The organism is Sinosporangium album (genome assembly GCF_900100605.1).
GTDB classification, from domain to species: Bacteria; Actinomycetota; Actinomycetes; order Streptosporangiales; family Streptosporangiaceae; genus Sinosporangium; species Sinosporangium album.
Window position 1 is genome coordinate 20820 of the sequence record NZ_FNCN01000047.1, and the last position, 11542, is coordinate 32361.

Below are 11542 nucleotides of genomic sequence, written 5' to 3' on the forward strand. Positions count from 1 at the left end.
CAGATCATCAAGCCACGTCAGCTGCTGTCAGCAGCAGAGCCGCATCCTCGTACCGCTGAGCGACAACAAGCAGGCGCGTCAGACGCAGCACCTCCTCCACAGGACGACGACTGGCGTGGTAGAGAACAGCGTCGGCCGCGTCGTCTCGTTCCATGAGTCGCAGCGCATCCACAACGGCTAGAACCTCGCCCGGCAGGAATGCCCCTCCCACGTAGTGGAGCGCCGAACGGGCATGCGCCATGTCCCCTCGCTCCAACGACTCCAACACCGCACTCGCGACACCGGCATCGACGCCCGGATGAACCTGCCGGTCCCCCTTCCTGCCAGGTACCGGCAGCACGCCGAGCGATACCCCCCTTTCAATAGCCGCCATGTCGCCGACATGGCGGCTGCCGCCCGCACCAAGCCCGCTCCGTTTAAACGCGCTGGGCTCCTCAGGGCGCGCACAGCGCCCGCATAGCGGGGCCTTGGCCGCCCGGTAGGCGCACTCGAACTCCTCGAGAGTGAACGGCATCAATGCGCTGACGCTCTCGACCGCCCCTGCCAACGCGAGAGCGTACAGCTCCGCGCACCACTCGAAAGTAGGAAGGCGGCGAGCGCTGAGATGACCGGCCAGCGTCGATCGATGTACATGTAGACGCTCAGCGATCTCCGCGTACGACAAGTCGCTCCGCAGGGCGCAGAGCTCGCGCAGCATTCCCCCGAACCGGCGGCGCTCAGGCGTCTGCTCGTGGTCTAGCTCGCTCGTCATCTGTCGGCGCTTCGGCATTCCGTAGTCCTCCCTGTATCAAGGTGCTTTCCGCTGACCAGCCTTCAGGCCAGACAAGCATGACAAGCCACACCCATTCCCCGACCTATCCGCCAATGGCTGGGGACGCGGAGCTTGCACACGTTCGCGCAATACTGCCCGCCGCCACCGGGTGTACACAACTCAAACGCCCTTGCGCTGGGTGACCAGCACTCTTCCGAAACGGACAACACGGCTTTCACCTGTCCGAGTCAACCGGCACGCAAAGCGTGGCCACCCCTGATGAGCTGCACAAACACTGGACATTGTTTGGCTTTGGGCACGGACAGCGACAACGAGGGTTGCGGAGATAGCGCTGACCGTGCACAGTAGTTGGTCACCAAGGAGCCGCAAGCTGTCGGTCGGCAACCAGCCGTTGCAGCGCTATTTGGTGATGAGTCACGGCTTCTCCCGTCCGACGTTCTTCCGACCCCCGCGAAAGGACTCACCCCATGGCCGCACTGCCTTCCTGGCAAGACCAGAAACTGGGCACGATGAAGCGGACCGCTCTTTGGCTCCTCACAGATGTAGGAGTTGGAAACACGTTCACTAAGGACCAGCTGCGGGACGCGTTCCCAGGCGTGGCGCAGGTAGACCGCCGCATGCGCGACCTGCGGGACTTCGGATGGAGGATCGACACCAGCCGCGAGGACGCCGCACTGCTCTCGAACGAACAGCGGTTCGTGGCTCCGGGCGATCCGGTCTGGGAGCCGGGGAAGGCGACACGCAAGAAGGTCTCCCACTCGGTCAACGCTGCCCAGCGCCGCGACGTGCTCACGCGCGACGGGCACCTCTGTCGTTCCTGTGGTGTTCCTGCTGGCCATCCGTACAGCGACACGTTCGAGACAGCTCAGCTTGATATCGCGCGCCGCGTGGTTACCCGCAGAGACGGAACCGAAGAGGTCCAGCTCGTCATCGAGTGCAACCGATGCCGTGTCGGCGGTCGCGGTCTCGCAACAGATCTCCGGCCTCTCCTTGAGAGCATCGCGCGGCTTCCCGAGCTCGACCAACGCATCCTCAAGGACTGGATCGAGAAGGAGAGGCGCGACTTCAGTGAGCTCGAGAAGCTGTGGGCGAGATACCAGACGCTCCCGGCAGATGCGCGCGCCGAGGTCCACGACGCGCTGAGGTAAGTCGGCTTGGAAGCTGGACGCATAACACTCTTCGCTTACCTGCGGCTCGTACCTAGGAGTGAAAACACGGACGCGCATCAACAGTGACTCAAGAAGCCTGCACTAAGAGCGATCGCTAAAAGCGTCGCTGGAGCAGTCTTAACATGGAGTGCCCCAGACAGTCGGCGAGCCGGCTCTGGGAAACGACATGGAGGAGAGAGACATGACGGCCACGGACTTCGGCTCCCCCCCACGTGCAGACGAGAACCGATCACTCATCGAGCAGCGTGTCAGGGAAGCTCTCGGCACCTCTGAGGTTCGAGAGTCACTGACGATCGAGTGGCGCGGCCGGCCTCGCTATGTCGAGGTCATCGACATGCCGGTTGACGCGCTCTACTACAACCCCGCCACCCACCGGATCCGCGCCCAGCGAAGCTTCGACCCGCAAAGGGAAGCCGAGCTGAACGCGGACCCGTGGTCCGACACAAGCCAGGAGTATCTGGCCCTTCTTCTCAAGTCGCTGCCGGCGGATCCCGCCAAGGAGGATCCTACCTTCGAGGATCTCAAAAATAGTCTTCGCGATTTCAAGCAAAATGAACCAGGCCTGATCACTCGCGACGGAACTCTCGTCAATGGAAATACACGTTGCGTAGCGCTTCGGGAACTTGGCGTCAGAAGCATTCGAGTTGGCGTCCTTCCGGAATCCTGTACTTGGGAAGACGTCAACGCTATCGAGCTGTCTCTTCAACTCCGCAGAGAGCATAAGCGTGACTACTCCTACATCAACCATCTTCTTGCACTAGACGAGCAGCTAGCGTCAGGGCGGCCGATTGCTGATATCGCTCGCGAATTCAGAATACAGAGCAAGACTGTAGAGCGAGACAAATGGATTCTTACGGCGCTTCGCGATCTGGTTGAACGCAGCAAGTCTGGCGACTCTCAGTTAAAACTGATGGATTTCGAAAATTCGAAAGAAAAGCTTGCCGAGCTCCATCGAAAGTATATGGACATCGCCAGTGAAAATAAGGACCAAGCCGATCTCGTGAAGGAGAACAGGCTAGCTGCGATCGTGCTCGGGTTCAGCAAGACCGACATCCGCCACATCGAGGTAGATTTCCAGTTACGCTATCTGGCAAAGGTGCTGCCCGACAATCTCAAGCCATCAGCCACACAGACGCCTACCTCTATTCCCGGGCTTGGCAGAAGTGTCCGATCAGCAGGAACGGACGTCGCCGAAGCCAAAGCGTTTACCGATATCCTACTAAAGGCCAAAGCGGTTACAAAATCCAACGAAAATTCTAATTTTGCAGAAGCAGATGCCCAGACGCATGAGGCTGAAACCGTACTTGGCGATGCTCAAAAAGCTATTGATTCAGCCCTAACGCCTGCCGGCCGGGATGCGCGAATCCGGAAGAAGCGGCAAGCAGCCCCCGACCGGCTCAATGACGCCTGTCTAGATCTCGAGCAGTCCATCACAGACCTTGTACATGCTCGTTCTTCCAGAACCCTGGATGAGGATGCCTTCGACGAAGCGCTAATCCGGCTGCGCGGAATCCTGGACAAGCTTGCTATAGAGTCCGCACGCAGCATCAAAACTCCTGGCGAGGGTGTTACTTGGCTGTTGGATGCGGTAGGCAGGGAGAAATAATGCCCCCCGGCCAGGTATCGCTGGCTATCTCATTCGATATCACCCGCACCAAAGCTGTCCTTCGCGTGCTGCCAGAGCACACAGACGACCTATCTCAACTACTTGCCCGCTTCGCCGCCGCTACTAGGCGGGGGACGGTCATGGCCGAGATCGAGCTTGACGATTTCCTTGTGGGTATCGGCGAGCTAGCCACATGGCCAGCGCCGGAGAGTGTGGAGTGGGAAGACGATCTAGTCCAGCTCGTTCACGGTGTGCTCGATGACGCCGAAGCTGCTGAGAGACGCCTCGCAAGCGATCAGCACGGAGAGACTGGTGATTTAAGGACAGACGATATAATCCCCCTCCTCAAGCCAAATTGGGCAGCTGACCTGACCCCCTTTCAGCTTAGGGATATCGCACGCTTACTCTCGCTGCGGCATGGAGCGAACTTCAGCGTGCCTGGCGCGGGCAAGACCCGTGTGGCCTTAGCAGTGTTTGCCGCCCTACGCAATCAGAATGCAGTGCGGCGCGCTCTGGTGGTCAGCCCGAAATCGGCATACGAATCATGGATGTACGAGAGCGCGTTCTGTTTTAAAGAGCCGCTCCGAAGTCGCGTCATGGATAAGTCGCCGGATCCAGGCGCAGAGATTTTAATTGTCAATTATGAGCGTCTGAACCGATCGCTGCGTGGCTTGGCCTCGTGGCTGCGTTCCATGCCGTCAATGCTCATTCTGGACGAAGCCCACCGGATGAAGCTGGGCGCTCGAGGCACCTACGGCTCCGCTTGTCTATCACTGGGTCCCTTAGCCCCTCGACGGCTTATCCTCACCGGGACTCCAGCCCCCAACGGAGCCAAAGACCTTGAGAGCCTGCTGTCTTTTGTATGGCCAGGCCACGGCCGCCGGGTTGTGTCCGACGCTGTCAGGGGCGGAGACCTTGCCTACGCAAGCGCCGCGCTGCGTCCGCTGTTCACAAGAACCACCAAAAGTGAACTCGGGTTACCGCCGTATGAGCCGAAGATCAGACGTGTGGAGCTGCCACCGCTGCACCGGGAGATCTATGACGCGCTGGTAGGCCGTTACTCAGCGCGTGCAGAGGCGTCACGCGACCGACTCGATACCTTGGGCCGAGCAATGCTCCGGCTCCTGATGGCAGCAATCACACCAGCACTTCTGATTGAAGGCACCAGTCGCTACGAGCCTCTCGCCTATCGGGTCCCAGCATTGAGAGTCTTACCGAACGACTCTCTCTATAAGCTCCTCCAGGACCTGCCAAGCTATGAGCTCTCCCCCAAATACCAAGAGACTCTCTCAATTGTCAAAGAGAACGCAGCACTTGGCCGCAAAACACTAGTGTGGTCTACTTTCATCCGAAGTCTGACCTCACTCAGGTCGCTCCTTGCCCCCTACAACCCAGCAACGGTTTATGGCGGTGTTCCTGATCGAGAGGAAGAGATCAGACGCTTCCGTGAGGATCCGGACTGCATGGTTCTGTTATCGAATCCCGCGACCCTCGGGGAAGGCATCAGCCTGCACCAGGTCTGCCACGACGCGGTCTACGTTGATCGGGACTTCATGGCCGGCCGGTTTCTGCAGAGTTTGGATCGTATCCACCGCCTGGGCCTGCCCGCGGATGCTGAGACGCGAGTCACGATCCTCATCGCAGAGGGGACTGTCGACGAGGCAGTGGCACTGCGGCTTGATGAGAAGCTGCAGTTCATGGGCCGCATTCTGGACGATCCTGATGTCCAGCAGCTTGCTGACCTGGAGGAGGAGCCCTCCGTAGCGAGCGGGATGGACATGGATGATGTGCGGGCTCTACTCGATCACCTGAACAAGATCCCCGTCAACTGAGGACACCGCTGAGCGTCGTGCTGCGGGTAGGTGACTGGTGCGGCATCAGCGTGTCCAACCTCCGCCGATGTCTGAGCGTGCTTCCCTTTTGGCAGGGTTTCGATGGCCAAGGCGATAGACAAGCTACCGTCCGGGTATAGTGGCCGTTCATTTGTTCGAAGGTTGTTCAAGGTTGCCGCTATACGGCTAGGGTGCTTCCGGGCGAGGTCGGTGCACCCGGCTGGAGGAGGAGTCCCATGCCGGAGCAGGGCCGGGAGTACACGTCGGTGGAGATCTGCGCCGGCGCGGGGGGCCAGGCTTTGGGGCTCCACAACGCCGGCTTCCAGCATCGGGCTCTCATCGAGTTTGACAGGCATGCATGCGACACTCTTCGAGCCAACCTCGGCAAACTCGGCGGGCAAGAAAATTGCCAGGTTCATGAGCTCGATCTGAAGAATTTTACAAAGAAAGCCGAGCCCAAGGAAAAGCAGTTCAATATAGCTAGCCTTGGATTCAAACCAGGCCAAATTACTCTACTCGCAGGCGGAGTACCCTGCCCACCGTTCTCACTAGCGGGTAAGCAGCTTGGCCGCGATGACGATCGAGACCTTTTTCCGGTAATGCTCGATATGGTCGAGGCTCTGCAACCCAGGGCTGTCATGATAGAGAATGTGCGCGGCCTTCTCGAACCCAGCCACAGGTTTGCCGAGTACCGGGAGGAAATCCGGAGGATACTGCGCCGATTGGGCTATGTGCCGTCGGAGTGGACTCTAGTTGAGGCTCGCAATTTCGGCGTCCCGCAGCTCAGGCCGCGCGCAATCCTTATCGCTATATGCGAGAAGGACGCCCCATACTTCCCAAAGAAACTTCCTCTCGGAGACTCTGAGGCGGTAGTTACTGTTGCTGACGCGCTGAAAAAGTCAATGCGGCAACGCGTCAGGGCTCTAGGAGACGAGGGCGAGAAGATTTACCGGCGGTGGCTGGAGAAAGCAGAGCGGGGATCTGTGGCACCAACCCTCGTGGGGGGATCAAAGAAGCACGGCGGTGCAGACCTGGGCCCTACAAGGGCTAAGAAGGCATGGGAGCTGCTCGGCATCGACGCGCATGGCGTTGCGGACGAGCCACTCAAGGACAAAGAGCGTGACCTGCTCAGTGAGCGGGGAATTAAGCTGACGGTGAGTCAAGCTGCGATCATTCAGGGTTTCCCGGAGGACTGGAAGTTCGCTGGCAAGAAGACCGCCGCGTACCGCCAGGTAGGCAATGCATTTCCCCCGCCTGTTGCAGAAACGATGGGGAAGGCGATTATCGAAGCGCTGCGTCGGGCCGACGCCGGGGAGGCGCTGAGTCCCATCGACAAAGAGCTCTTCGAAGCGGCGAATACTCCTATCAAACTTTTCGAGTGCTCTGATCTCGACGGAGAATCATCCGGAAACAGGAAGCCTTCGGATGCCACATCCGAGGCGGTTGAACTGGACCGCACTCCGGCGTCAGTGCACTAAGCCCACAAGCTGACTAGTCGTAGAGAATTAGCGCTTGAGAAGGATGCTCCTGCGGGCGGCTACCGCAACTTTTACTATTTCCGCACATTCTTCGGCTGGCTGGTGCTCCCAGAACCTGAGCACCTGCCAGCCAGCCTCGGCAAGGCGCTCATCCGTATCGCGGTCCCGCTGCATGTTACGGCCGATCTTGTCTCTCCAGTAATCTGGATTGGTTTTTGGAGGGACGAAATGCTGGGGACAGCCATGCCAGAAACATCCATCGATGAAAACGGCCACGCGGATCGGACGGAAGACTACATCGGCAGTCCGCCGCATCGAGGGAAGCGGCTTGGCTGCTACCCGGTAGCGGAGCCCTGCAGCGTGGAGCAGTGACCGCAAAAGCAGTTCCGGCGATGTGTCGCGGTTGCGGTTCCCGAGCATGCTGCGCCTGTTCGCCGCGGACGACGCCCACGAACCTGCCGGTGGTGCCCATGGTTCGGGCAGAGGCTTCTCTTGGCTCATCGCTTCGGAAGTCTACTGACCTCGAAGCAGGCGTAAGCCGCCTTTTCGGCCCGCCGCCTTAGGGCTGAAAGGCTTGTGCATGTAGCCCCTTCGAGTTAAGGGAGCTGTCCGTGTGACTGCAGTTTGTCGCTCACGGTGTCTAGTGCGACATCCCAGGGGAACGCGTTGACGTCGCCCTGCTGGGGCTGGTGGGGCACGTGGCCGTCGTCACTGAGGAGTACTGTGACCCCGGCTTCTCGTAGGAGCGCCACGTTGCGCGGGAAGGCCGGGTGGGCAGCTTGAGCCGCGTTGAGGTAGGGCAGAGCGACTATCGGGAGGCGTTTGCCGACCGCCTCGGTGATCAATCCTAGGGCCAGGGTGTCGCTGATCCCTAAAGCCCATTTGTTCAGCGTGTTGAAGGTGGCCGGCGCTACCAGCAGGGCGTCGGGAGGCGGGAGGACATCCGGTTCGCCGGGGAGCTTGTACTGGCTCCGGACTGGATGCCCACTGATGGATTCCAGGACTGGCAGGTCGTTCTGCAGCCACCGGGCTGCCGTAGGAGTAGCGATCAGGCAGACGTCCCACGAGCGGGTCCTGGCCTTCTGCACGAGCTTTGATGCGTGGAGTGCGGGAGGAGCGGCACAACATATCGCGTAAAGGACTGGGGCAGTCATGCGGCGGCTCCGGCTCGTGTGGCCAGCGCGCGAAGTCTCGGGGACACCGTACCGGGTGCTCTCAGCAACCGGGTGATGACCTTGTGGGCATGAGGTCGGCAGTGGACTTCCTGGGGAGCCAACCGTTCGCCTGCCAGCAAGGCTGTCAATGCTTGATCGGTTTTGCCTACTAGGGCGTGGCTGTGGGCGAGATCAATCGTGTGGGCCGCCCTGCGTTCTCGGGGGAGGGAATCGAATGCTCCAGGATCGATCGCTTGGGCGGCGCTCAGGGCCGCCTCGCCGTCTTGGAGCTGCACGTGGGTGGAGACCCTGTGCAGAAGGCAGTTGGTCGGTCCATACCCGGTCCACATGATGTTGCTGTCCCTGCCCAGTTGTGTGGCAAGGCTGCTGGATTCGTCGATCAGCTCAGTTGCCAGGGGCGCATCATCGGCGTCCGCAGCAGCGACGGCGGCCTTTAGAAGGAGCATCCCGTAAACGCTGATTCCGGCTTCGCCCTCTTGGAGCAGGGCGCTGTACAGCCGTCCCTGCGCGGCAACGGCTATCTCGATTGCGGATTCCACTTGCTGTCCTGCGAGAAAGGCATGGACGAGCTGTCGAATGGACGCCGCGATGGTGATGGGGTCGCCGCTCCTCTCAGCGCTCGTGACGGCGTGATGAGCGGCGATCGAGGCCGTTGCTGCGTCACTGAACTTCACCAGTACGGCACAGGCAAGCTGGTAGACGAGGGCGGCGTGCCGCAGTGCAGCGAGACGGTTCGTACCATCGGTTGCCTGAACTGCGCTGCCAGCGTTGACGATCAGAGCAGGTAGGAGACGACCGATCGCGGAGTAGTGCGCGGCTTGGAAAGCGTCCCAGCCATAGGCGGCTTGACGTTTCAGCAGGTTGATATCTACTGGCGCCGTAGCTTCTGAGTAGTTCCCGCTGATGACGTCGTAGCGATGAAACGCCTCTTTTATCACTACGACCTCTGCGGCATCCACGCACTTCTCGGCATTGTCCGACGACTGATCGCTTAGTAGAGCTTCTAGAGGAATATCCAGGACCTTGCATGCCTGCTCTAGTACGGAGATCCTCGGATCGAGTTGCCGGTGTCCTGATTCCAGTTTCTGCACCCATGAACGGGAGCGTCCCATGTGGGTGCCGAACTCCTCCTGAGTAAGGTTCCGGCGCTCACGCCAGGATGCTATGCGTCGATTTACACCGTTGAGATCCACCTTCAGCTCCTCCATATGGAAGACGCACACACTTTGTCTGCTCTGGAGTCCTTTGGATCACCGTAACGTTCGTCGGTGTCACGGGTGCCGAAAGGTGCGGCGCCCACATCAACCTACGCCAATACGACTGGAGACGGATAGTGAAGCACATGACGGAGGCAGCGGTCACGGAGCCGCAGAGCCAGAGACCGCGGTTCATGAATTGGCGGGAGGAAGTCGCTGCCGACAAAGAGCGGCGCGCTGAGGCTGGCCGTAAGCGCGACTTGGCCATGCTCCGGCGCATCCGCCTTTCTGTTCCCGAACCCTAGTCCCGAAGACCACGGGCTGCCGCGCGTTGAGGCGGCAGCTCCCCCAACTCCAAGGCCACGCCCAGTGTCGGCTGCTCACGTCAACACCGAGCCCAACCAATGTCTGGAGTCAACTCCTATGCTCCTTCCAGCCCAAGCTGCCTCTCTAGGGCGACGCCCCGATGTGGAGGTGCTCAGTGATCTGCACTGGGAACAAGCGCTGGCGATTGCAGAGCTGTGTGAACCGCCTGACGGAGCTCTCGTGGTGGGGGTCGGAGCCGGGCACGGGACGCCTCTGGCAGCGGTGGTGGCGTTGAATGAGACGTGGCGTGGGATTCAGCTTGAGCACGAGGCCGACGTGGTGGATACGTGGGCTGCTCTGCAGGCCTGCGGGGTGGCTGAGCGCTGCGAGATCCGGCGAGCGTATGTCAATCGCGAGCCGCCGAGCGGGGCGCACCTCTATTTGCTGGCGGATGTCTCGCGGTCAGACCACTGGGTCCGTGAACATTTGATGGATCTGCTGGACCACATCGAGGAAAGAATGCCTCCTGGCGGGTGGTTGGTGGCAGTCGACACCATGCCTGAGGATCCTCCACCGGATGATCGGGCGTGTGAGTGCAGCGACGATGATCCTTGTGAGGACATGTGTCCCAAATTTATCTATCCGCGCCGGCCTATGCCCGGGTGTGAATGGGGCCTCGCTTATTACCTTCACATGCTGCACCCGCTGGACCTGGAGCTCAACGCCGTCAAGCAACTGACCCATGGGTTCGTCATGCTCGCGATGCGCAAAGGGCTGTCCGTCGAGCCTCATTCCGTTTCACGGCTAACGGCCCTATCTGATTAATCGGATGGATAAATCGATGGACGGCCTGTACTCCCCGGTGTTCTGGCTGGTGTACGTGCTGGGAACCGCCGGAACAAGCGTGTTTATGCTCAGTAGGCCCTGCCCTCAACCGGTCGTAGCAATCGAGGTTCTCCTGGTGTAGCCCTATTCGGCGTGTGATCGTCGGGGGGAGATTCCGTGGGGGCGGTGCGCCAGATGCTGACAATGCAGGATCGGGAGGAGATATCACGTGGTATCGCCGAGAACCTGACCGGGAAGGAGATAGCGGCACGGATCGGGCGATGCCCGAGCGTGATCTCACGGGAGATCTCCCGTCACGGCGGCAGGCGGAGATACCGCGCCACCCGTGCGGAACAGGCGGCCGGCCGGGCCAGGCGACGCCCGAAACCCCGCAGGCTCGACGCCGATCCGGTGCTGCGGCTCATCGTCACCGGCCTGCTCGAACGGGGCTGGTCTCCGGAGGCCATCGCGTACCGCTTGCCGATCGACCACCCCTGCCGCCAGGCTGTACGCGTGTCGCACGAGGCCGTCTACTCCTGGATCTACGCGCTGCCGGTCGGCGTCATGCGGGCCGAGGGCATCGCCCTGCGCTCCGGCCGCACCCGCCGCAGGCCCGCCCGCGGCCGGGTTCCCCGCGCGCCGCGGATCACCGGGATGCGGTTCATCGACGAGCGGCCCGCCGACGCCGCCGGCCGGGCCGTCCCCGGGCATTGGGAAGGGGATCTCGTGGTCGGCCGCAACTGCGCCTCGGCCGTGTCCACGCTGGTCGAGCGCACTTCCCGGTATCTGATCCTCGTGCCGTTGGCATCCCGGGACTCGGCGACGGTCACCGCGTCGGTGGCCGAGCGGATCAAGGGGCTGCCCGCGGCGTTGCGCCGGACCCTGACCTGGGACTGCGGGGCGGAGATGGCCCGTCACGCCGCTCTTTCGGTCGCCGCGGATATCGAGGTGTACTTCGCCCATCCGCATTCCCCTTGGGAGCGCGGGACGAACGAGAACACGAACCGGTGGCTTCGTGAGTATTTCCCCAAAGGGACCACGATCACCAGCGACCCGGGGTATCTCCAGGCCGTCGCCGACGAGCTCAACGACCGTCCGCGGCGTATCCTGGGATGGCGTAAGCCGAATGAAGTGTTCGCCGAGCTACTGACCAGCGGAATTGCTTCCACCAGTTGAGGGCAGG

At 61.0% G+C, this 11542-nt stretch carries 10 protein-coding genes; 6 read left to right on the forward strand and 4 right to left on the reverse strand.

The genetic code is table 11. The annotated features are described in order from the left end of the window. Nucleotides 1–7: 7 nt before the first annotated feature. Nucleotides 8–769, reverse strand: a complete 762-nt coding sequence (locus BLQ73_RS28590; RefSeq protein ID WP_093175477.1) for a helix-turn-helix transcriptional regulator — start codon at nt 767–769, stop codon at nt 8–10. Between the two features lie 470 nt (nt 770–1239). Between BLQ73_RS28590 and BLQ73_RS28595 the strand changes: the two genes are divergently transcribed. The 4 genes from BLQ73_RS28595 (at nt 1240) to BLQ73_RS28610 (ending at nt 6857) form a co-directional block, all read left to right on the forward strand. Continuing rightward, entirely contained in the window at nt 1240–1920 is a 681-nt protein-coding gene (locus BLQ73_RS28595; protein WP_218126062.1) for a hypothetical protein, read from the forward strand. Between the two features lie 202 nt (nt 1921–2122). Next, complete coding sequence (locus BLQ73_RS28600) at nt 2123–3547, forward strand: ParB N-terminal domain-containing protein (RefSeq protein ID WP_093175503.1); 1425 nt, start codon at nt 2123–2125, stop codon at nt 3545–3547. Next, nucleotides 3547–5379: a DEAD/DEAH box helicase gene (locus BLQ73_RS28605; RefSeq protein ID WP_093175479.1), complete on the forward strand. Its 1833-nt coding sequence runs from the start codon at nt 3547–3549 to the stop codon at nt 5377–5379. Before BLQ73_RS28600 ends, BLQ73_RS28605 begins: the two co-directional genes overlap by 1 nt. Before the next feature lie 236 nt (nt 5380–5615). After that, nucleotides 5616–6857, forward strand: coding sequence for a DNA cytosine methyltransferase (locus tag BLQ73_RS28610; RefSeq protein WP_093175482.1), 1242 nt, complete (start codon nt 5616–5618; stop codon nt 6855–6857). Between the two features lie 27 nt (nt 6858–6884). On the opposite strand, the gene BLQ73_RS28615 is transcribed toward BLQ73_RS28610, so the two are convergent. The 3 genes from BLQ73_RS28615 to BLQ73_RS28625 all read right to left on the reverse strand — a co-directional run bounded on the left by BLQ73_RS28615 (nt 6885) and on the right by BLQ73_RS28625 (nt 9240). Then, nucleotides 6885–7358: a very short patch repair endonuclease gene (locus tag BLQ73_RS28615; protein WP_093175484.1), complete on the reverse strand. Its 474-nt coding sequence runs from the start codon at nt 7356–7358 to the stop codon at nt 6885–6887. Nucleotides 7359–7453: 95 nt separating this feature from the next. After that, nucleotides 7454–8011: a flavoprotein gene (locus tag BLQ73_RS28620; RefSeq protein WP_093175487.1), complete on the reverse strand. Its 558-nt coding sequence runs from the start codon at nt 8009–8011 to the stop codon at nt 7454–7456. Next, complete coding sequence (locus BLQ73_RS28625) at nt 8008–9240, reverse strand: helix-turn-helix domain-containing protein (protein ID WP_143020489.1); 1233 nt, start codon at nt 9238–9240, stop codon at nt 8008–8010. The genes BLQ73_RS28620 and BLQ73_RS28625 overlap by 4 nt, the downstream gene beginning before the upstream one ends. 462 nt (nt 9241–9702) lie before the next feature. On the opposite strand from BLQ73_RS28625, the gene BLQ73_RS28630 reads away from it, so the two are divergent. Together BLQ73_RS28630 and BLQ73_RS28635 are read left to right on the forward strand one after the other, a co-directional pair. Further along, nucleotides 9703–10359: a hypothetical protein gene (locus BLQ73_RS28630; RefSeq protein ID WP_218126063.1), complete on the forward strand. Its 657-nt coding sequence runs from the start codon at nt 9703–9705 to the stop codon at nt 10357–10359. Between the two features lie 195 nt (nt 10360–10554). Next, entirely contained in the window at nt 10555–11535 is a 981-nt protein-coding gene (locus BLQ73_RS28635; RefSeq protein ID WP_093171674.1) for an IS30 family transposase, read from the forward strand. Nucleotides 11536–11542: the final 7 nt, after the last annotated feature.

What these genes read in the sequence shown, in the direction of transcription:
- BLQ73_RS28590 (WP_093175477.1), bottom strand. Translation starts at nt 769, where the DNA reads ATGCCGAAGCGCCGACAGATGACGAGCGAGCTAGACCACGAGCAGACG.
- BLQ73_RS28595 (WP_218126062.1), top strand. Translation starts at nt 1,240, where the DNA reads ATGGCCGCACTGCCTTCCTGGCAAGACCAGAAACTGGGCACGATGAAG.
- BLQ73_RS28600 (WP_093175503.1), top strand. Translation starts at nt 2,123, where the DNA reads ATGACGGCCACGGACTTCGGCTCCCCCCCACGTGCAGACGAGAACCGA.
- BLQ73_RS28605 (WP_093175479.1), top strand. Translation starts at nt 3,547, where the DNA reads ATGCCCCCCGGCCAGGTATCGCTGGCTATCTCATTCGATATCACCCGC.
- BLQ73_RS28610 (WP_093175482.1), top strand. Translation starts at nt 5,616, where the DNA reads ATGCCGGAGCAGGGCCGGGAGTACACGTCGGTGGAGATCTGCGCCGGC.
- BLQ73_RS28615 (WP_093175484.1), bottom strand. Translation starts at nt 7,358, where the DNA reads ATGAGCCAAGAGAAGCCTCTGCCCGAACCATGGGCACCACCGGCAGGT.
- BLQ73_RS28620 (WP_093175487.1), bottom strand. Translation starts at nt 8,011, where the DNA reads ATGACTGCCCCAGTCCTTTACGCGATATGTTGTGCCGCTCCTCCCGCA.
- BLQ73_RS28625 (WP_143020489.1), bottom strand. Translation starts at nt 9,240, where the DNA reads ATGGAGGAGCTGAAGGTGGATCTCAACGGTGTAAATCGACGCATAGCA.
- BLQ73_RS28635 (WP_093171674.1), top strand. Translation starts at nt 10,555, where the DNA reads ATGCTGACAATGCAGGATCGGGAGGAGATATCACGTGGTATCGCCGAG.